Below are 19,604 nucleotides of genomic sequence, written 5' to 3' on the forward strand. Positions count from 1 at the left end.
GCCCCCTTCTCTTGCTGCTTAAGAATTGCTATGATCTGCTCCTCTGTAAACCTTTTTTTCATCGTTCTTTCCTCCCGGATAATATTAATTATATCATCCGGACTAACTTTGTGAATGGTATCCTTTTAGGGGAGCAGGTCAATGGGGCAAGGTCAGCATAATTAAGATATGTAAATTATTCTGTAAGGGTAAAAACAAAAAAGGCCTCAAGACCGAAGTCTTGAAACCCTTAATTTCACTGGAGCCCTCAACCAGAATCGAACTGGTGACCTCATCCTTACCATGGATGCGCTCTGCCGACTGAGCTATGAGGGCACAAATATGAAGTTGGAGCGGGTGATGGGAATCGAACCCACGCAGTCAGCTTGGGAAGCTGATATTCTACCATTGAATTACACCCGCAAGTCTAACGGATACCTTATCCAACAATTATCATCTGCAATGTCTGCTACATTTATACCCACCAATATCCGCAACGAAAGGAATTATAGCACAAATAACTTTATAAGTCCAGTACTTAATACCCTCATTAAATCAAATTAAACTTTTCCTTCTTCAAGATATTTCTCCAATTTACGTTTTACTCTCTGTAGCGCGTTGTCGATAGATTTTACATGCCTGTCCAGTTCCTCGGCTATCTCTTGGTAGGATTTCCCTTGAAGATACAGCGATAGCACTTCCCACTCCAGTTCGCTTAGTATTTCCCCCATCTTTACTTCGATGCCGTTGAACTCTTCGCGGTTTATAATCATTTCCTCAGGGTCGGTAATACTTTCCTCGCTTATAACATCCATAAGAGTACGGTCCGACTCTTCATCAAAAATGGGTTTATTTAAAGAAACATACGAATTTAGCGGAATATGTTTTTGTCTTGTTGCTGTCTTTATTGCAGTAATGATTTGCCTGGTTATACAAAGTTCGGCAAAAGCACGGAAGGATGAGAGCTTGTCCTCGCGGAAATCCCTTATGGCTTTATAAAGACCTATCATTCCTTCCTGAATGATATCTTCCCTATCGGCTCCTATAAGAAAATAAGTTCTTGCTTTAGCACGGACGAAGCTTTTATACTTATTGATAAGATATTCGAGGGCTCTACTATTACCAGACCTTGCATCCTCAATTATTTCCTCATCAAGCATTGTAGTAAAGGTATGCGGCACTCCAGCTTGTGCATTTGACTTCAAAATAACGCCCCCTTATACATCTCAGTAATCAATCAAATTTGTTAAAAGTTTATAATAATCCAAATACCAGCATTAAGGAAATTTGTATCAATAAGCAAGTACATCCGTAACAATAAGGCCAAAAAAGCATATCGCAAGCCCGGAAAAGGCTACACATCCATAATTATATTTAAGAGGACGTGATGTGTCAAGCTAAAACTTACTCCTTCGCATCTTTTCAAGCTTTTCAAGCAGTTCCGGCTTTAGGTTTGACATTATGGTATTATCTTTAGCACCTGCATTTGTTATGTTTACCTTAAGATTATTTCCCGCCTGGCGCAGTTCTGATCTCAATTCTCTTGGCAAAACCCTTATACCGCCCTTGCGCAGAATCATAGTCTGTTCCAGATAATCTGCCGTTACAACTCTGATGGTATGAATATTTCCCAAGTTGTATACAAACTTCTCTATATAGTTATCGGCAGTTTCATTCTCTTTTGTATATATAACTGTCAGGTTATCATAATTTTCCTTTTTCTCCTGACTTCCTTTTACAAGATGAGCGTCAAAGACAACCACTATATTATTCTTTTTATAGCCTTGATAATTTGACAGGATATCAAGCAGCTTGAGTCTGCAATCCTCCAGGGAGTCTGCACTGGGATCAAACAGATCGCTCCAAGCATTTATTACGTTGTAGCCGTCAATAACTAAATACTCCATGAACCCATCTTCCTAACAAAAATAAAGAACCAAGTCCTCATCCTGCAGTCTTATTACTTGGTTCCCAATTATGTGATAACTGACATATCTGTATTATAATCGTTTTAAAGCTAATTTCCAACAATAAATCCTGGCTGAATTTACTTAGTCTGAAAAAGCTGCCTTTTTTAGTTATGTATGAACCTTTTTATCAGCCTCTCTGCCTGAGCACCTCAAACATGACAACAGCCCCTGCTACAGCTGCATTCAGCGAGGATATCCGGCCTTTCATAGGAATATTTACAATAAAATCACATTTCTCACTGACAAGCTTTCCCATACCTTCTCCCTCACTGCCTATAACCAGTGCAATAGCGCCTTTCAAATCATTCTTGAAGAAAGGCTTTTCACCTGATACATCTGTACCCACAACCCATATATTTTGCTTTTTAAGGTAATCAATAGTCTGAGCAAGGTTAGTTACACGGGCAACAGGCACATACTCGACAGCACCTGCTGAAGCTTTTGAAACTGTAGCAGTTAGTCCTATCGACCTTCTTTTTGGTATCACTACTCCATGCGCTCCTACAGCATCAGCTGTTCTTAATATAGACCCAAGATTATGAGGGTCGGTAATTTCATCCAGCAAAACTATGAAAGGAGGTTCTCCTCTCTCTTCAGCAATTTTCAAAATATCATCCACTTCTACATATTCCTTTACTGCTACAAAAGCAATAACCCCCTGATGCGAATGTGTCTGGGATAAATTGTCAAGCTTGACCCTATCTACCTCCTGAAGAACTATACCTTTTTCTTTTGCCAGAGCTATAATCTGCTTTATTGACCCTTCCCTTTCTCCTTTGGCAACAAAAATCTTATTTATGGAACGTTCCGACCTTAATGCCTCCATTACAGAGTTCCGTCCCTCAAGCTTATCCAGTCCCTCATTTACTTCTTCTCTTTCAGGCTTAAAACCTGTATTTTGTCTTATGCCCTCCCTGTTAGGCATTCTCTCTTTTTTATATGGCATCCGATACACTTCCTTTATTATATATTACACTTTACATTTATCATGCCCACTGCAAGCATAAAAATAACCAGTCATTTCCCTGGTTACGGTTAACAAAAAAATTGGAACTATACAACAGAATAGTCCAAACTTACTTATCCGAAACAGACAAGCTCAGAATCTGCATTAACCGGCTAATATCCTTTTTCAGATATAAATACCCTATAAGCGACTCAAATCCTGTGGCATATTTGTATTCTGTAACATCAGCGTTTTTAGGTATGGTTCCGGATTTTGCATTTCTTCCCCGTCTTACAATATCCTGTTCTTCCTGAGTCAAGTGTTCCAGAAGTTTATGTACTATATCTGACTGTGCTTTCGCCTTTACATACTCAATAGAATATTTATGAAGCTTGTGTACCGGCGCATTGCTCTTACTTACCAGCAAAGTGCGCACAAACACCTCATATACGGCATCCCCTATATATGCAAGTACCAAGGGGTTATACTGGCCTGCATCCTTTTCAATTGTCTTAAACCCATCCGACACACTTTTGAAAAAATCATTCAGCATTAAGATTATCAACCTTATAATATTTGTAATTATTTTATTCCAGCTATAAACAGCAATAGTTTTTTACTATTTTCATATTATATACCATGAAAAAGGACAAGTAAACATTTACGGTTGTTCGACTTTCTTCTAACTTTAGGCTAACTTAACCGCTTGTGTGGTTTTCGTAAAATTTATAGATTGAACAGCCGCTACAAAAATCAAAAAAGGGGATTGTCGTCGTACAATCCCCTTTGATCAATTTGCTATATCTGGCAAACCATTAGTTTCAGCTATTTTATATATCCCACAGCATGACTATGCTCTTTTCCACTTTACCCCCTGCGGTGTATCTTCAAGGATTATACCCATTTCTTTAAGCCTATCTCTGATTTCATCTGCCAGCTTCCAGTTCTTTTCCTTCCTTGCCTGCTGTCTTTGACTGATCAGGTCTTCTACTTCACTTTCAAGGCTGCTCTCTTTTTTCTGAGCTATACCCAAAACACCGGTAAGTTCCATAATAAGTGAATAGCTGAAGTCAATAATAGCTTCGGAAGGATTTGACACCGAAGTTATATTTGAATTCACTTCCCTTACTATGTCAAAGATTGCCGCAATACCATCTGCGGTATTCAAATCATCATCCATTGCAGCAGTAAACTTTTGTTTCAGACTAAGCAGTACGGAACTGAATTCCCTTTCGCTTTGTGTCATTTCAGCATCTGCCGCATGAGCCTTCAAGTGTTGCAAGTTATTCAGACAGTTATATATTCTCTCAAGCCCGTTTCTTGCCTGTTCCAAAAGCTCGGCACTGAAATTTATGGGACTTCTGTAGTGTGCTAAAAGCATAAAGAACCTGATTACCTCATAATCAAATTTTTCTGCGATATCTCTTACAGTAAAAAAATTGCCTGCAGACTTTGACATTTTCTCATTATTTACATTGATAAAACCATTGTGTATCCAGTACCTCGCGAAAGGCTTACCGCTTGCAGCTTCGCTCTGTGCAATCTCATTTTCATGGTGAGGAAATATCAAATCCTGACCGCCACTGTGAATGTCTATTGTCTCACCAAGATATTTATTAGCCATAGCTGAGCATTCAATATGCCAGCCTGGCCTGCCTTTCCCCCACGGGCTGTCCCACGCAGGTTCTCCAGGTTTTTGAGCCTTCCACAGCGCAAAATCCATAGGGTCTTGTTTTCTATCATCCACATCTATTCTGGAACCCAGCTCGAGCTCCTCCAGATTGTGATGCGACAGTTTTCCATAGTCCCTAAACTTTTTAGTACTGAAATATACATCCCCGTCTACTGCATATGCAAAGCCTTTCTCTTCCAGAGTCTTAATCAACTGAATGATAGCATCTATATTCTCAGTAGCTTTTGGGTGTTCTGTGGCTTCTCCTATCCCAAGTCCTTTTGCATCCACAAAGTATTCTTTTATAAACCTGTCCGCCAGTTCCTTTACCGTTATTCCTTCCTCATTTGCTCTCTTTATCATCTTGTCATCTATATCAGTAAAGTTCTGTACAAACTTAACACCATATCCTTTATAGGACAGGTATCTTCTCAATGTATCGAATATGATAAACGGTCTTGCATTTCCAATGTGAAAAAAGTTGTAGACTGTAGGCCCGCAAGAATACATTCTGACTTCATTCTTGTCTGTAGGTATAAATTCTTCCTTTTTTCTTGTCAATGTATTGTAAAGTTTCATCTAAAATAAATCCCCTTCCGTCTTCCTGATCCTATTGCCGGTCTTCGCTTTTGCAGACAGCCTTTTCATTTACTGTGTTTTCCAGATGTTCAAGCCTCATAAGCAGCTTGCATAATTCCTGAGCAACCGGATCCGGGTTGTGTATCTGATCCAGTTCTATAGATGGTGCTATTCTTACATTGCCTCTCCTTACTGCCCTTCCAGGAACCCCCACAACTGTAGTATTGGGCTCTACCTCACTTAGCACAACTGAGTTTGCTCCTATTCTTGAATTATCCCCGACCTTGAATGGTCCGAGAATTTTCACCCCTGCACTGATCAAAACATTATTACCGATAGTAGGGTGTCTTTTCCCTTTATCCTTCCCGGTTCCTCCGAGAGTAGCACCATGATAAATAGTGCAGTTGTCACCGATCTCAGCTGTTTCTCCAATAACTACTCCCATACCGTGGTCAATAAAGAGTCCTCTTCCGATTACAGCTCCGGGATGTATCTCTATTCCGGTAATAAATCTGGAAATCTGTGATACAAGTCTTGCTAAAAAAGACATTTTCTTATTGTAAAACCAGTGGGCAAAACGATGAAAGAATATCGCATGAAATCCCGGATACAGCAACATTACCTCAAGAGTTCCCTTTGCAGCAGGATCCCTCTCTGCAATTGACCTGGCATCGTATAAAAGTTCTTTAAACATGACCCACCTCCGCAAAAACATTTTGACTACTCCCTTGTGAGGGATAAAAATTAAGTTCAGCTTTGACCCTTAACCTGCAAAAAAATAAAACCCACTTCTATAAATATATATTATAGAGGCGGGGTTAATCGCGGTTCCACTCTAATTCAAGGACATCCTTCTTAATGACAATAATTCTTTTATTGTACTCTGCATAACGGTGCTTCTCCGTGAAAGCCTACTTTATATGTTCAGCTTCAGATTCATGGGTGCACTTCCCTTATATACATACCTGAAACTGCTTTCAGCCTTTTGGCAGTCCCTCTCTTAAGGTGTATCCAAGATACTCTACCCATTCATTACCTTTATCACTATATAATTTCTTTAATTTTAACAAATAAAACATTTTAAGTAAATAATAATTTAAGCAATTATGTAATATATATTTTACCCGTTTTTATGATTAATAAATCAATTTGTATATTTTCAACCTAAAAAAGTTTTGAAATAATGTAACTTTTATTCATATCATATACCTGAATAAACATCTGTTAAAAAATCAATAATATATTTGAATGAAGATTGTAATTCTACCTATATTACAATCCTTTACTCTAGGCCAACTTTGAAAGGATGTGATTAAATGGCTGATCAATACAATGGAACAAGAACCGCCGCATCCGGTGCAACCCACTTCATAATAAGATTACTTGTAGGAGCTATAGTACTAGCTATTACGGCAGCTTTAACACCCGGATTCAGAATATCCAACATCTGGTCACTTATTATAGCATCTGCTGTACTAGCGGGACTGGATTATTTAGCATCCAGGCTACTTGGACTGAATGCATCTCCTTTCGGCAGAGGTATTACCGGTTTTATTATGGCAGCCGTAATAATATACTTAACTTCAGCGCTCGTTGCAGGTTTTGATGTATCTATATGGGGCGCAATCATTGGCGCACTGGTATACGGTATAGTCGATGCAATTATTCCAGGCAAAGCTATGTGACCGATATATCAAATGAATAAAAAGGGATAGTGAGAGCTATCCCTTTTTGCCTTAGCAAATATTGCAATACTAAGATTTCACGTTTTTAGTGTCCATGGTGATGATGATTGTCCATTCCTTCGTGCATATCCTGCTGTGCTTCTAGTGCGCCCGGAAAATCAAAAATCTGAGGAGGGAAGAATTCATCCACAGGGAACTCGATTGTCTCAAATAATTCACATGGGTTTTCTTCAGTAGCAGCTACGCACTCTTTATTTGGTACACAGTAATCAAATGCCGGTATTACAAGCTGCACAAATCTAACCAGCTTAATAATGGAGAATAATCCAAGTGTAACGACAACTCTTCTGCGTGCAAAATCATCATCCAATATACCTTCTATGTCATCTACATCATCGTCGTCATCATCAAACAAATCGGCAACATTCCTTGGCATCTGGTCTACACAGCAGCAGTGGTCATCAAATTTTTCACAGATTTCCTCAATCCTTGCGTTTAAGGCAATAGGTTCTGCAACTTCCACTTTGGAAATCGGCAGATTATCCTGTTGCAATCTTGATCTGACAGGATCATCAATACCGCCTTCTACATAGTGAGCTTTAAAGATTTTTACACTACCTTCGGAACCGAAAAGTATAACTTTCTTATCATATAAAACCAAGCCGTTTTTTGTAATAACTCTTGTTCCACCGTTTCTTCTCGGTACAAAGAAGTCAAGAGTAACCCTGATAAAGTACTTAATGTCAACTGTATAAAACCCCCTCTTAAAAGGTACAGGTTCAATATCAGCGTATACATCCACTACTTCGGCTCTTCTGGCCTTTACATTGATAGCCCTATGTATTATTCTCCTTATGCAGTCAGTATTTCTGAATAAAACTCTTGCGTTTTCTATACAGTCTTTTTCTCTACAGGAGTCGAATACTTTTTCTACCTGTATGCAAACAGCTTCCCTGATTTTGCAAAGATCTCTTTCGCAAATCAGACCGGCAACAACTTTGTCATGCTCGTGACCCATACTCACATCCCCTTTCTTCATGTTCTCTATTGTGTTTTAAATTCACTGTCAATTACATAATATGTTATTACTGTTTTTTGTGATACAACGCACGATGGAATTTAATAATTTTTATTTTTGAATTATTAACCCAAACAAAAGATAAAATCTATTTTAAAATCATATAAATGTAATGCGAGGGTGAAGGATAGAGTTAAGGGGGTTCTTCCAGGCTTGCTTCGCATTAATATAGAAAGGTTGAGCAAAATGTATAACCCAAATAAAACACAATATATATTCAGGCAATCATCGGGAAAGGTCTGGAATTTTTACTATGATGACAGATCCGGCATCTGTTGCAGCACTTTAAACAAACGGAATTCATGGACGGAATCGAACCTGATACAGGGAAATGTGCATCACCTTTTTTATGCGGATATGGATGTTGAAGGTTATATTCATCTTATAGCTCAAAATTTTCAGGGGAACCTGGTATACATCCTGGTTTCAGATGGAGACAGCAAAATTTACCCCGTATTAAATAGCAAAAACCCAAGTTGTTATGATAAACATTTATCACTTATACCTTTTAAGGGCACTGTCCATATTTTGTATACCCTTAGACACAATACATCAGTTATTCTGGCACATCAGATTTTAAGCAGCGGAAATATAAATACACCTAAAGTGATTGATTATGTAGCAGAAAGTGATATTCCCTATTCATCGACGTATGATGCTTCGGGAAATATTTATGTGTTCTATCAGTCATCGGACGGAAATTATTTTCAGACAGGATATAAGAAATATAACTTCATGCAAAAAAGCTGGAGCGACTTCACTCCCATAACCAGATATAACGGAAATACAGAATCCCCCTGCGTCATCACTGATGATAAGAATATAATCCATCTGTGTTATCAACGGCGTTCAGCCAAACAACTGGATTTAGTCTATCAACAGAAGCTTCCGGATAAAAACATTTGGTCCAACGAAATAATAATACACAGTTCGTCCTATCCCTTTGAAAATGCATCATTGATTCTTACCGGAAGCAAACTGATAATATTCTGGGTCAGAGATGATACTATTTACCATTGTACCTCGGATGACACCGGCAAAAGCTGGACAAAAGCATCCAGATACCAATTTCCAGCCGGCAGGCAACTTGTATGCCTTTCCTATAAATCAAACATTTCACCCAAGGTGGAAAAAATTATTGCCCCCAGAATACCGGGAACTTTGATCAACGGGTACCGGCTGGCATTCTATCAGGAACCGCAAAGTACGGTTTCGGATATGTCTGCTGAAGACTTGCGCACTATGCTCCTTGACGGACTAAAATTATTAAAAGGAAGTGTCGATGAACTCAAGGAGGCAAACATAAATACGGATGAAGGCATAACAAAGCTAAAAGCACTTCAGCAGAGCATGGAAAAAGAAATGATAAAAAACTCACTGAAGCTTAATATGCTTGAAAATGAAGTAAATCAGCTTAAGCAGGTATTCAGAAAGTTCGATGACTACTATGAGAAAATAAGCAATTTAAAAACGGGAAATAATTACGGCAATATATCGTATGAAGAGCAGAAAAACAGTCTTCTTTCTGATACAGTCAACCTCCATGCTTCTTCTGAAGAAAACAAAAAAAATAACAAGAAAAAAGAAGGCTCAGGAAGAGTATTCAGGCTGAAAAAATTTTAATACATAAACAAAGAGAGCTCTACTGTGAGAACTCTCTAAAAGTGTTAGCCCCAAAATGCCGTTCACCTATATTTTGACACCTAGCCTTAGCTAGGTGGGTGCCCTGCTGTACACATCAACCTTCCTCTGCCGTTGCATTCGTTTAAGCTCGAATGTCGGAATTAGCTTGAGGCCTGATATCTGTTTACAAACTCCGGACTCCCTTATGTCTGATGTAGGTTCAAAATAATAGGCTTATCCGTGCATTTCAGGATTTATCATCTCTGTATCACTTATTATATCATCACTTTTTGTTTTTTTTCAATAAACCTGAAGATGTTTAAAACACTTTTAAAGAATATATTTGAAATAAACTCCAAAATACTCCGTTATACTTAAAAAATGAATCAAATATACATCTTCTCGTACTTGTTTTTTGAAAACATAGGTATTATCTTATAGACTTCCCTTATGTACATCCTGCTGGATACAGCTTCACTTACGATAATATCCAAGTATTCAATGGGAAATTTCAGACTATATCCGCATCCTCCTTTTGCTATCTGACATGGTGTCGAAATAACCTCAAATACATAACCTTTTGTCTCCAGTATCTTGCATAACCTAAAAGCGTAATTACCTGAATCAAACAATGCCAAGCAGTACATAAATCCACTCTCCCTTAGCATGCATATGCTGTCTGAAATCACAGGCAGCCGTTCAGCGTCCTGCATCTTTCAATAACATCATACTGAAAGAAAAGTTAGGGTGTTACATAATTTGTTTGATTGTATTTATATTTATTTTACACCTATTTTATTTTCTCTGGCATAATAAAAAAGATACTGTTGTGCAAAACCGGATAATCCGCCGAAATAATCCGCTGCAAATGCCTGTATTTCTCTGAAACTGGCCTCCCTTTTAAAATACAGCTCTTCCATAACCCTCTTAACCCATACATCTGTAGGAAACACATCATACCTGGTTCCACTGAAAAGCAGCGTACAGTCAGCTACCTTGTTTCCTACCCCCGGAAATCTTGTCAACTCGCTTCTACCGGCATCAGCGGTCATATCTTTAAGTTCCGTCAGATTCACTTCACCATTCATCACCATACGGGATGTATTTACTATATACTTGCACCTGAAGCCACCTTTACAGAATTCAAGATCCTCTACGCTTGAACCCGAGAGAGCCTTCACATCCGGAAAGGAGAAGTAGGATTTGCCATTATAAACCAGCTCATTGCCATATACCTTTGCAATAGCAGAAACCGTTCTCATGATCCTGGGTATCATATTATTTGCAGATATGATGAATGAGATAAGTGTTTCCCATATATCCTGCCTTAAAAGCCTTATGCCGTAACCAAATTTTATAGCTTCCCTCATTATATCGTCCTTGCCCAAACACTCTTTGACAGCGGAATAATCCCTTTCCAGGTCAAAATAATCATACCATATATCCGTAAAGTCCTGTAAGCTTGAGTTGTTGATAATCAGCGTCCCTCCATCAAAGCTTACATTGACTACCTTGTCCCTGGCAACTCCCGTATAGCTGCCGTCTGCTTCTTTCATCCATCTGAAGCATTGCCCGCATTCAAATATATGCACAGGGTTAAAGTCCCTTGTACCTTCCACAATAAGCCTGTCCTTCTCTTCTGTCACCTTATATCCCTTATAATCCAATAATCATCATCTCCCCAGCCAGCACTGCATAGTAAACATCTATGGCGTATCTAACCACCATCTGTCAAATTTAAAGGCTCTTAGTATCGTACCATAAGCCATTGGAAAAATCCGGGCCATATCAAAAAAATGCGCCCCTGCTAACTTACTATATATATTCCCTGTTTTTTCTGCTATAATTAATAAAAAATAAAACTACTTGCAATAAAATTCAGCAAATTAACACCTGACTAAATAATAAATCAAGAATAGGAAATACGCTATGAAAGAGAGAATATATACAATACCTGTGACAGAAGCCTTCCGTGAAGAATGTGAATGCCCTGTATGCGTTCTTGAGAGGAAACTCGAAGATGAATATGTGGAATATGTTTTAGGACCATCCCTGATGGAACCCGAAGGCAGGATAGAGACTAATGAAAACGGTTTTTGCAGAAAACATTTCGAGCTTCTTTATGCGAAGCAATCCAAAAGGCATGGTTTGGGACTGATTCTTGATACTCACCTCACAGAACAAAACAAAAAACTCAAAAAGATGTATGAGTCCAAATCAGGTGCGCTAAAAAAAGACTCGGAAATATCCCTGGTAAAAAACCTATCCAACAAGATCTCTTCCAAACAGACTGAAACAGAAAAACTGGTAGACCAGCTTATTAGTGAATTATCCAATCTCGAAAACAGATGTGCAGTATGTAACAAGCTGAACTTTACGTTGGATAGGTACGTTGATGTAATACTGTATTTATGGTTCAAGGAAGAAGATTTCAAAGCTCTGTTCAACTCAAAAAAGGGGTTTTGCCTGAAGCATACGAGAGTCCTTCTGGAAGGTACAAAAAAGTATCTTAATACAAAAGAAATGGCCATCTTTACAGAAAATCTTATAAAAATACAGCTTGAAAACATGGAACGGGTTCAAAGTGAAGTAAACTGGTTTACTAAAAAGTTTGATTACCGTTATAACGACGAACCATGGGGAAACTCCAGAGATGCCGTACCGAGAAGCATTCAAAAGATAACAGGCTATTGCGATTTAAAATAAACGAGGTATGCGGACAAGCACCGCATACCTTGTTTTTACAGCATACTTTCCAGAGTTTTCACAGCATCACTGACCAGCCTTGGACAAATACACCGGAAATACTCCTTCTCCCTTGCTTCCTTCATTCCTTCCTCAGTACTTATATCACAATTCAGAAGTTCTCTGCAAATCACCGAGTTATTTATTTCCTTGTATCTTTTTATAAATTCCCTTACCATAGCATAAGTCTTTTCCTTGGATTCCCAGTCATTTTCCTTTGCCTGCCCAAACTTGAGCCCGATTACCATAAGCGCACCCGTCACAGCTCCACAAGTTTCTCCCATCTTCATCCCACTGCCAAAAGCGCATGAAACCTTCATAGCAGTATCCATATCCAGTCCAAATTCCTCACAATAAGCAGATAACACTGCCTGAGAACAGTTAAAACCTTTTGAAAAATACTCAACTGCATTTTCCGCTCTGCCCATACCCATAACCTACCTTTTCTAAATATCAAGATTCTTATTACAGCAACTTTTCCATAATGACAACATCCAGCCACATGCCATCAAGCTGTCCATGCTTTTCAAAAACCCCTACTTCCCTGAAGCCCGACTTAACATACAACCTCTTTCCCATTTCATTAGAAGCAAGTGCCATCAAAATCAGTTTATGAAATCCCTGTTTTACGGCTTCTTTTATAAGAGAGTTCATCAGAAGCTTTCCCAGGCCCTTTCCTCTCATATCCCTCCGGATATATATAGACACATCGGCAGTCCCGCTGTAACAACACTTTGAATTATATACATTCAAAGATGCCCAACCGTAAACCTCGCCGGATCCGTTCCCAATAACGAGCACCTTGTGTTTTTCACTTCTTTCAAGCAGCCAGTGCACTCTTTCCTCTACCGTACTTAACGCTGTTTCGAAAGTTGCTACCCTGTCCTGAATTCCCTGGTTATATATATCAGTTATTGCGGGAATATCTGTTTTCTCTGCTGTTCGCGCAAGATAAGCCATTTAACCCACCACCCTTTTATTCACAGCATTTGCTTTCATTTATTGCACGGAGCAGTATATCCATACTCTCCAATACCTTCTGCCTGTCATCCTCCGGTATGGCAGTAAAAATTCTCTTATAATACACTTCCATACTTTCTTCAATACTCATAAACAACTCCTGCCCTTTTTCCGTAAGCTTGATTGTCACATACCTTCTGTCTTCAGGGTCCGTTTCCCTCACAGCCAGTCCATTATTTACCAGGTTGTTCACTGTACGGCTCATGGTACTGTTATCAAGGTTTAAAGTCTCTGCCAGTTCATTAAGAGAAATCTTCTCTGTCCTTCCCATTTCAACTATTGCATGACATTGGGCCAGTGTTATTTCGCAACTGGTAAATTCACTTTTTTCCAATATGCCCAGCTTTCTTACAAGAATTCTTAGCGCTTCCCTGAGAACCTTCTCATTTACAGGTGTCTTCATCTGCCATTCCTCCTACCTGATTACCTTATCCAATACTCTGCACAATATATCCATCATCTCATCTATATGCGTGAACTCTACAATCAATGGGGGTATCAGCCTCATAGTGGAAGGCTTGGGCGAATTGACAATAAGCCCTTCCGCCAAACACTCACGCACCATATCCTGACCATTTTCCCCGGGAAGGTCAAAACCTATCAGCAAACCCTTTCCCCGTATATTTTTTATACCATATACATCTTTAATCTCATTGAGTTTTTTGATTATATACTGGCCCTTTTCTTTTGCTTCAGCGGGCAAATTCCTCCTTATGACTTCACTTACTACCGCGTAGCCTACGGTCATGGCTAATGGCTGTCCGGAGTAAGTCCCTCCTTGATCCCCTGCTTCAAAAATATTATACTTTTCCTTTGTCAACATTGCAGACAAGGGGAATCCCCCTCCTATTCCTTTAGCAAGTGTCATTATATCCGGCTCAACGCCATACTGTTCGTAAGCAAAAAGGTTTCCAAGCCTTCCTATACCGGTCTGAATCTCATCAAAAATCAGCAGGATACCCTTTTCGTCGCAAATTTTTCTTAATTCTCTTATGTATGCTTCATCAGCGGGATTTACTCCACCCTCACCCTGGACAGGTTCAAGCATAACAGCACAAGTCAGGGGAGTTATCGCTGCTTTTATGGCTTCAATATCATTGAACCCGACGTGGACAAAACCCGGTATCTTTGGAGCAAACAAATCTTTCCATGCCTGCTTCCCCGTTGCCGACATGGTCGCCAAAGTACGTCCGTGGAAGCCATTCACAGTAGTAATAATCTCGTATGCGCCATTAAGGTGTTTTGCCCCGTACTTCCTTGCAAGCTTAATCGCACTTTCATTAGCCTCTGCTCCGCTGCTCAGAAAGAACACCCTGTCAAAGCAAGAGTTTTCTGTAAGCAGTGTTGCAAACTCTATCATGGGCTTATTATAGAATGTAGGACTTGCATTTACCAGAACAGATGCTTGCTTTGCCAATGCTTTTGAAATAGCCTCAGGACTATGTCCGAGACAATTTACCGCCCACCCTCCGATAAAATCCAGATAACATTTGCCATCAGTATCCCACAAATACATTCCTTCTCCATGTTCCATTACTTTATCGGGTCTGGCAGCAGTATATAGTATATGATTTTTTGCATTCGCGAGTAATTCATCAGTTTTTTGCATAATTTCCCTCCAGCTGCATTAATTATATATTGCAATTATTGTAACATTAAACTGTTGTATATTGCAACTGTTATTTTGTAATTAAATTACGCCTTGACACTTTTTGATTGTTCGATTACTATAGAACTATGGAAGCAACCGATTTAGTAAAGATATTCAAAGCACTATCAAGCGAACAGAGACTGAATCTTTTCAGGCTTTTATATGATTGGTGTGAATCTGACAACGGTAATAATGGTGACTATACCTGTATCGGAGGTATAGAAAAATGCTTTACAAAAGCATGCTGTTCCATGTCCCTGTCACGTTCCACCATATCGCACCATTTTAAGGAACTGCAAAATGCGGGTCTTATTTCCTATACCCGAAATGGACAGTGCTTTGTGTGTAAAATCAACATGAACGCAGTGCAGGCCATAAGAGATTTTTTAAAGTGATTTTTTTGCCAAAATTGTTCGATTGTTATGAAACAATAGATTATTTGCAGCATATTTTTTTAGCATAATTGTTCGATTGTTGTAAAACTATTGGAATAACAAATAGCTAGGAGGGTATTATGAATTGGAATTTCACACAATTATCCGAATTATTTGCATCCGATGATAAAAGCAAACTGCTGCTGGATGGGAATTGGGGCCTGGAAAAGGAGTCACAGAGAGTCACAGTATCAGGTGATCTTGCACTAACAGCCCATCCTCCGGCATTCGGAGATAAACTTGAAAATTCGGAAATAACTACAGACTTCTCTGAAAGTCAGCTGGAACTAATAACACCGCCTTTTGATTCCGTAGAAAAGACATACGAGTACCTGGAAAGATTGCAAAACGTAGCTGAAAATCAAATCGGCGATGAATTGCTCTGGCCCCTCAGTATGCCTCCCAGACTTCCAGATGAAGACAAAATCCCCATTGCAAGATTCAGCAATACCGCTGAAGGAAAAGAAAAAGAAATATACAGAACCGGACTTGCATTGCGGTACGGAAAAAAAATGCAGATGATTTCCGGGATTCATTACAACTTTTCTCTCGGTGACAAAATGTTTGATTATCTGTATGAACAAACAGGCAAAGGTGTGCAGAAACAAACTTTTAAAAACATGCTGTATTTTGCCTTGATCAGGAATTATCTCAGGTACAGGTGGCTGTTAATATATCTTTTTGGAGCATCCCCTTCTGCTCACCCCACTTTTTACTCGACATTAGATAAAGAGCTTGAGAAAATATCAAAATGCTGCCCCGAATGCTGTATCTCAGAAGACCGATACGAACAGTATTCGACTTCCCTGCGGGTAAGCAGGTTTGGCTATTCAAACGCTACACCCGATAATTACACAGGGTACTACAACAGCCTTGAGGAATATAGTCACGGTATCCGCAAATTGATGGCTACCAAAAGTGAAAAATTTTCGATGCTGGGTGTATTCAGAAACGGACAACAGCTTCAGCTAAACGACTACATACTGCAAAAGGAAAGTGAGTTTTATTCATCCATACGCCCCAAACAGATTGTCCGTAATGGAGACTCACAACTAAATTCCCTGAAAAAAAACGGAGTGAAGTATCTGGAGGTCAGGATTCTTGACCTGAATCCCTTTGAAAGAACCGGCATCAGTTTAAATCAGCTATATTTTCTACAGGTATTCATGCTGTTCTGCTTATTTGAACAGAGTAAGCCACTCTCACATACAGAGCTGGAAAAGGTCAACAAAAACCACCATATAGTAGCACTATCCGGTAGAAAGCCCGGATTAATACTTTACAAATACAATAATAGTAAAATTACAATAAAAAAGTGGAGCACTGATATATTCAGAAAACTGAGAGCTATTGCTTTAATGATGGATCAAGGCATGGGAGGCCATACATACGAAGCATGCATTGAAAAAGAACACAAAAAGATCATTGATCCCTCGCTGCTTCCATCAGCACAAATATATACGGAAACAAGGAAAAACAATGAAAGCTATCTGGATTTCGGTATCCGGAGAGCAATAATAAACAAACAGCCTAAAAAAATATTGGGAGGTAAGACAAGTGATAAGTAAAGATTACGAAACTCTGGAGCTTTCCACACAAATACTCATAAAGGAGGCGATATCCCGGGGAATCAACGTTAAAGTACTGGACCGGAGTGATAATTTCATCAGGTTAAGCAAGGAAGGTAAGAGTGAATATGTAAAGCAAGCCACCAGAACATCTGCTGATACATATATTGCTCCTCTGATAATGGAAAACAAGGAAGTAACAAAGCTTATCTTAAAAGAAAACGGTATTAGTGTACCTGATGGAATTACTGCAGAATCATTGCAGGATGCCATGAACGGATTTCCCCGCTTCATCGGCAAGGATGTAGTAATAAAGCCCAAATCAACCAACTTCGGCAAGGGGGTTGTTATCTTGAAAAATCTCCATTCACAGGAAAACTATCAAAATTCTGTCGTGCAAGCATTGAAGTATGACAGCTCTATCCTTATAGAAGAGTTTATTCCCGGCAGGGAGTTTAGATTCCTGGTCATTGGCGATGAGGTTTCAGCCATATTGCACAGAGTGCCTGCCAATGTAACAGGTGACGGCGTGCATACCGTCGAGGACCTGGTACACGTAAAAAATAAAGATCCCCTGAGGGGAAAAGGTTATGTAACACCACTGGAAAAAATAAACCTTGGGGATGTGGAAAAGGAATATTTAAGACTTCAGGAGAAGGACATCAGGTATATCCCCGCCCCCGGAGAGACAGTATACCTCCGTGAAAATTCCAACATAAGTACCGGTGGTGACAGCATCGACTATACGGATGAGATTATGGATGCCTATAAGACAATTGCCATTAACTCGGCAAAATCTGTAGGAGCAAAAATTTGCGGTGCTGATATCATCATTAAAGATATATATAAAGAACCTGACGGTAAAAACCACAGTGTCATTGAACTGAATTTCAATCCCGCGCTGCATATTCACAATTTCCCATACCAGGGCAAAAACAGGCATGTAGAGAAAAAGGTATTGGATTTGCTGGGATTTAAGGTTTGAAGAAAACTACGATACTTTCGGGCTACCCGCCGGATTCGCGGGTAGCTTTTCTCATTAACCAGAAATTAACACAAAATTAGCACAATACAGTTTTATTTGTTGCTCATGTTGTATATAATAATAGTATAATCGCTTATACGAATACAAGAATATATCAGAATGTCAAGGAAGGGTTTACCAATGAAAAATCTCTTAAACGTTTTAAAGTGCCTATCTGACGTAACCCGGCTAAGGATACTGAATCTACTGTATGAAAAGGAGCTGTGTGTATGTGATATAATGGAAACCTTGCAGATTACACAAGCCAAAGCATCAAGACACCTGACATACCTAAAGAATGCAGGTTTGGTAACAGACAGAAAACATGCCCAGTGGGTATACTACTCTTTGATAAGAGATACCGAAAACAAGTTTCTTGATAATCTGGTATTTGATAATTTGAGAAGCCTGGACCAATTTTTAAAAGACTTGCAGCGCCTGGATGACTGGATACGGAACAGAAAAACTCATTGCACCTGACTACAAAGTGCTGCAAAAAATCGAAAGGAGCCTAAATTTATGCAGATAGAAAATAAAGACAGACTCTCATTCCTGGACAGATACTTGACATTATGGATATTCCTTGCAATGGCAATAGGTATTGCAAGCGGCTATCTGTTCCCTGACCTTGCAGAATCATTGGAAGGTATGAGTACCGGTACCATTTCATGGCCTATAGCAATAGGACTCATAATCATGATGTATCCGCCTCTTGCGAAAGTAAAGTATGAAGAAATAGGCAAAGTAACAAAAGATAAAAAAGTTTTCACCTTTTCACTCATACAAAACTGGATAATCGGGCCGGTCCTGATGTTTGTACTGGCTGTACTCTTACTTCCGGATTTTCCGGGCTATGCAGTCGGCCTTATCATTATAGGCCTGGCTCGATGTATAGCAATGGTAATTGTATGGAATACACTTGCAAAGGGAGACAATGAATACTGTGCCGCTTTAGTTGCGCTTAATTCCATATTCCAGATACTTTTCTATTCCTTCTTTATTTACCTTTTTGTAAAATTCATACCTGGAATTCTAGGGTTGGATTGGAAAGTGGAAGGTTTGGAAAAGGTGACAATATGGAGTGTTGCTCAAAGCGTATTGATCTACCTGGGAATTCCTTTTGCGGCAGGGTTTGTTACACGTTTCAGTCTGATCGCCGCTATAAGCAAGGACTGGTATGAAAAGGTATTCATACCAAAAATATCACCTCTGGCACTGATTGCACTGCTGTATACCATCGTTGTAATGTTTGTTCTGAAGGGGCAGCTCATAGTAGCGCTTCCAGGCCATGTTGTTCGGATTGCCATTCCTTTACTGATATACTTTGCCGTCATGTTTTTTGTCAGTTTTTACATGTCTTACAAGGGCGGTTTTAAATACGACCGGACAGTATCACTCTCCTTTACTGCAGCAAGTAATAATTTTGAGCTTGCTATTGCAGTAGCTGTCGCCGTATTCGGTATAGGCTCCGATCAAGCCTTTGCAGCCGTAATAGGCCCACTGATCGAAGTTCCTGTCATGATAGCTTTAGTTAATGCTGCTTTGATATTTAGACGCAAATATTTCAAGGAAGATGAGCTGCCAAGCAAACCATGATGTCAGACTGAAAATATATTTTCCTCCATATACT

Annotated in this window: 21 protein-coding genes, 2 tRNA genes, 1 other RNA gene and 1 other annotated feature; of the genes, 8 read left to right on the forward strand and 16 right to left on the reverse strand. The window is 39.3% G+C overall.

The annotated features are described in order from the left end of the window. Positions 1 to 239: 239 nt before the first annotated feature. The 8 genes from N3I35_12595 to cysE all read right to left on the reverse strand — a co-directional run bounded on the left by N3I35_12595 (position 240) and on the right by cysE (position 5,840). Positions 240 to 315 (reverse strand) — tRNA-Thr (locus N3I35_12595). Positions 316 to 328: 13 nt separating this feature from the next. Continuing rightward, positions 329 to 402 (reverse strand) — tRNA-Gly (locus tag N3I35_12600). Between the two features lie 137 nt (positions 403 to 539). Next, entirely contained in the window at positions 540 to 1,184 is a 645-nt protein-coding gene (sigH, locus tag N3I35_12605) for an RNA polymerase sporulation sigma factor SigH (protein ID MCX8130924.1), read from the reverse strand. A 192-nt stretch (positions 1,185 to 1,376) separates the two neighbouring features. Continuing rightward, the gene (locus tag N3I35_12610) at positions 1,377 to 1,886 is read right to left on the reverse strand and encodes an NYN domain-containing protein (GenBank protein MCX8130925.1); all 510 of its coding nucleotides are present in this window, start codon (positions 1,884 to 1,886) and stop codon (positions 1,377 to 1,379) included. A gap of 190 nt (positions 1,887 to 2,076) precedes the next feature. After that, positions 2,077 to 2,895 carry a 23S rRNA (guanosine(2251)-2'-O)-methyltransferase RlmB gene (gene rlmB / locus N3I35_12615; GenBank protein MCX8130926.1) on the reverse strand — a complete coding sequence of 273 codons (819 nt, stop codon included), beginning with the start codon at positions 2,893 to 2,895 and terminating at the stop codon, positions 2,077 to 2,079. A gap of 130 nt (positions 2,896 to 3,025) precedes the next feature. After that, a complete protein-coding gene (locus tag N3I35_12620) occupies positions 3,026 to 3,448 on the reverse strand; it encodes a Mini-ribonuclease 3 (GenBank protein ID MCX8130927.1) in 423 nt (140 codons plus the stop codon). Between the two features lie 297 nt (positions 3,449 to 3,745). Beyond that, entirely contained in the window at positions 3,746 to 5,146 is a 1,401-nt protein-coding gene (gene cysS / locus N3I35_12625) for a cysteine--tRNA ligase (GenBank protein MCX8130928.1), read from the reverse strand. A gap of 31 nt (positions 5,147 to 5,177) precedes the next feature. Continuing rightward, positions 5,178 to 5,840 carry a serine O-acetyltransferase gene (gene cysE / locus N3I35_12630; GenBank protein MCX8130929.1) on the reverse strand — a complete coding sequence of 221 codons (663 nt, stop codon included), beginning with the start codon at positions 5,838 to 5,840 and terminating at the stop codon, positions 5,178 to 5,180. 111 nt (positions 5,841 to 5,951) lie between these two features. Beyond that, positions 5,952 to 6,188: a binding site (T-box leader), on the reverse strand. A 274-nt stretch (positions 6,189 to 6,462) separates the two neighbouring features. Between cysE and N3I35_12635 the strand changes: the two genes are divergently transcribed. After that, positions 6,463 to 6,831 (forward strand): phage holin family protein, encoded by a 369-nt coding sequence (locus tag N3I35_12635; GenBank protein MCX8130930.1) that lies wholly within the window; start codon positions 6,463 to 6,465, stop codon positions 6,829 to 6,831. An 85-nt stretch (positions 6,832 to 6,916) separates the two neighbouring features. On the opposite strand, the gene N3I35_12640 is transcribed toward N3I35_12635, so the two are convergent. Then, a complete protein-coding gene (locus tag N3I35_12640; GenBank protein ID MCX8130931.1) occupies positions 6,917 to 7,849 on the reverse strand; it encodes a hypothetical protein in 933 nt (310 codons plus the stop codon). 213 nt (positions 7,850 to 8,062) lie between these two features. Here N3I35_12640 and N3I35_12645 point away from each other — a divergent pair, with 213 nt between their 5' ends. Then, a complete protein-coding gene (locus N3I35_12645) occupies positions 8,063 to 9,532 on the forward strand; it encodes a hypothetical protein (protein MCX8130932.1) in 1,470 nt (489 codons plus the stop codon). A 43-nt stretch (positions 9,533 to 9,575) separates the two neighbouring features. Here N3I35_12645 and ssrS read toward each other — a convergent pair. The 3 genes from ssrS to N3I35_12660 form a co-directional block, all read right to left on the reverse strand. Next, positions 9,576 to 9,789, reverse strand: a non-coding RNA gene (ssrS, locus tag N3I35_12650) — 6S RNA. Between the two features lie 129 nt (positions 9,790 to 9,918). Continuing rightward, a complete protein-coding gene (locus tag N3I35_12655) occupies positions 9,919 to 10,179 on the reverse strand; it encodes a DUF3343 domain-containing protein (GenBank protein ID MCX8130933.1) in 261 nt (86 codons plus the stop codon). A 132-nt stretch (positions 10,180 to 10,311) separates the two neighbouring features. Continuing rightward, the gene (locus N3I35_12660; protein MCX8130934.1) at positions 10,312 to 11,199 is read right to left on the reverse strand and encodes an 8-oxoguanine DNA glycosylase; all 888 of its coding nucleotides are present in this window, start codon (positions 11,197 to 11,199) and stop codon (positions 10,312 to 10,314) included. A 262-nt stretch (positions 11,200 to 11,461) separates the two neighbouring features. Between N3I35_12660 and N3I35_12665 the strand changes: the two genes are divergently transcribed. Beyond that, on the forward strand, positions 11,462 to 12,238 hold the full coding sequence (locus N3I35_12665; protein ID MCX8130935.1) for a DUF6062 family protein: 777 nt from the start codon (positions 11,462 to 11,464) through the stop codon (positions 12,236 to 12,238). 35 nt (positions 12,239 to 12,273) lie between these two features. Here the strand turns inward: N3I35_12665 and N3I35_12670 are convergent, their stop codons facing one another. The 4 genes from N3I35_12670 to N3I35_12685 are packed head-to-tail and all read right to left on the reverse strand — an operon-like array spanning position 12,274 to position 14,906. Then, a complete protein-coding gene (locus N3I35_12670) occupies positions 12,274 to 12,705 on the reverse strand; it encodes a C-GCAxxG-C-C family protein (GenBank protein MCX8130936.1) in 432 nt (143 codons plus the stop codon). A gap of 37 nt (positions 12,706 to 12,742) precedes the next feature. Then, the gene (locus N3I35_12675) at positions 12,743 to 13,237 is read right to left on the reverse strand and encodes an arsinothricin resistance N-acetyltransferase ArsN1 (protein MCX8130937.1); all 495 of its coding nucleotides are present in this window, start codon (positions 13,235 to 13,237) and stop codon (positions 12,743 to 12,745) included. Positions 13,238 to 13,253: 16 nt separating this feature from the next. Then, positions 13,254 to 13,700, reverse strand: a complete 447-nt coding sequence (locus N3I35_12680) for a MarR family winged helix-turn-helix transcriptional regulator (GenBank protein MCX8130938.1) — start codon at positions 13,698 to 13,700, stop codon at positions 13,254 to 13,256. 12 nt (positions 13,701 to 13,712) lie between these two features. Then, positions 13,713 to 14,906 (reverse strand): aspartate aminotransferase family protein, encoded by a 1,194-nt coding sequence (locus tag N3I35_12685; GenBank protein MCX8130939.1) that lies wholly within the window; start codon positions 14,904 to 14,906, stop codon positions 13,713 to 13,715. Between the two features lie 128 nt (positions 14,907 to 15,034). On the opposite strand from N3I35_12685, the gene N3I35_12690 reads away from it, so the two are divergent. The 5 genes from N3I35_12690 (at position 15,035) to arsB (ending at position 19,570) form a co-directional block, all read left to right on the forward strand. Next, positions 15,035 to 15,343, forward strand: coding sequence for a helix-turn-helix domain-containing protein (locus N3I35_12690; GenBank protein ID MCX8130940.1), 309 nt, complete (start codon positions 15,035 to 15,037; stop codon positions 15,341 to 15,343). Between the two features lie 119 nt (positions 15,344 to 15,462). Then, the gene (gshA, locus tag N3I35_12695) at positions 15,463 to 16,950 is read left to right on the forward strand and encodes a glutamate--cysteine ligase (GenBank protein MCX8130941.1); all 1,488 of its coding nucleotides are present in this window, start codon (positions 15,463 to 15,465) and stop codon (positions 16,948 to 16,950) included. Further along, positions 16,943 to 17,935 carry a bifunctional glutamate--cysteine ligase GshA/glutathione synthetase GshB gene (gene gshAB / locus N3I35_12700; protein MCX8130942.1) on the forward strand — a complete coding sequence of 331 codons (993 nt, stop codon included), beginning with the start codon at positions 16,943 to 16,945 and terminating at the stop codon, positions 17,933 to 17,935. Before gshA ends, gshAB begins: the two co-directional genes overlap by 8 nt. 180 nt (positions 17,936 to 18,115) lie before the next feature. Next, complete coding sequence (locus tag N3I35_12705; GenBank protein MCX8130943.1) at positions 18,116 to 18,454, forward strand: metalloregulator ArsR/SmtB family transcription factor; 339 nt, start codon at positions 18,116 to 18,118, stop codon at positions 18,452 to 18,454. 39 nt (positions 18,455 to 18,493) lie between these two features. Further along, a complete protein-coding gene (gene arsB / locus N3I35_12710; protein MCX8130944.1) occupies positions 18,494 to 19,570 on the forward strand; it encodes an ACR3 family arsenite efflux transporter in 1,077 nt (358 codons plus the stop codon). Positions 19,571 to 19,604: the final 34 nt, after the last annotated feature.

The organism is Clostridia bacterium (assembly GCA_026414765.1).
Classification (GTDB): domain Bacteria; phylum Bacillota; class Clostridia; order Acetivibrionales; family DSM-27016; genus SKW86.

Excerpts from the sequence above, each read along its gene's own strand:
- arsB (MCX8130944.1), top strand. The coding sequence starts at position 18,494 with ATGCAGATAGAAAATAAAGACAGACTCTCATTCCTGGACAGATACTTG.
- N3I35_12665 (MCX8130935.1), top strand. The coding sequence starts at position 11,462 with ATGAAAGAGAGAATATATACAATACCTGTGACAGAAGCCTTCCGTGAA.
- N3I35_12640 (MCX8130931.1), bottom strand. The coding sequence starts at position 7,849 with ATGGGTCACGAGCATGACAAAGTTGTTGCCGGTCTGATTTGCGAAAGA.
- N3I35_12655 (MCX8130933.1), bottom strand. The coding sequence starts at position 10,179 with ATGTACTGCTTGGCATTGTTTGATTCAGGTAATTACGCTTTTAGGTTA.
- N3I35_12680 (MCX8130938.1), bottom strand. The coding sequence starts at position 13,700 with ATGAAGACACCTGTAAATGAGAAGGTTCTCAGGGAAGCGCTAAGAATT.
- N3I35_12610 (MCX8130925.1), bottom strand. The coding sequence starts at position 1,886 with ATGGAGTATTTAGTTATTGACGGCTACAACGTAATAAATGCTTGGAGC.
- gshA (MCX8130941.1), top strand. The coding sequence starts at position 15,463 with ATGAATTGGAATTTCACACAATTATCCGAATTATTTGCATCCGATGAT.
- N3I35_12675 (MCX8130937.1), bottom strand. The coding sequence starts at position 13,237 with ATGGCTTATCTTGCGCGAACAGCAGAGAAAACAGATATTCCCGCAATA.
- N3I35_12635 (MCX8130930.1), top strand. The coding sequence starts at position 6,463 with ATGGCTGATCAATACAATGGAACAAGAACCGCCGCATCCGGTGCAACC.
- N3I35_12705 (MCX8130943.1), top strand. The coding sequence starts at position 18,116 with ATGAAAAATCTCTTAAACGTTTTAAAGTGCCTATCTGACGTAACCCGG.
- N3I35_12690 (MCX8130940.1), top strand. The coding sequence starts at position 15,035 with ATGGAAGCAACCGATTTAGTAAAGATATTCAAAGCACTATCAAGCGAA.
- cysS (MCX8130928.1), bottom strand. The coding sequence starts at position 5,146 with ATGAAACTTTACAATACATTGACAAGAAAAAAGGAAGAATTTATACCT.
- cysE (MCX8130929.1), bottom strand. The coding sequence starts at position 5,840 with ATGTTTAAAGAACTTTTATACGATGCCAGGTCAATTGCAGAGAGGGAT.
- N3I35_12685 (MCX8130939.1), bottom strand. The coding sequence starts at position 14,906 with ATGCAAAAAACTGATGAATTACTCGCGAATGCAAAAAATCATATACTA.
- N3I35_12620 (MCX8130927.1), bottom strand. The coding sequence starts at position 3,448 with ATGCTGAATGATTTTTTCAAAAGTGTGTCGGATGGGTTTAAGACAATT.
- rlmB (MCX8130926.1), bottom strand. The coding sequence starts at position 2,895 with ATGCCATATAAAAAAGAGAGAATGCCTAACAGGGAGGGCATAAGACAA.
- N3I35_12670 (MCX8130936.1), bottom strand. The coding sequence starts at position 12,705 with ATGGGCAGAGCGGAAAATGCAGTTGAGTATTTTTCAAAAGGTTTTAAC.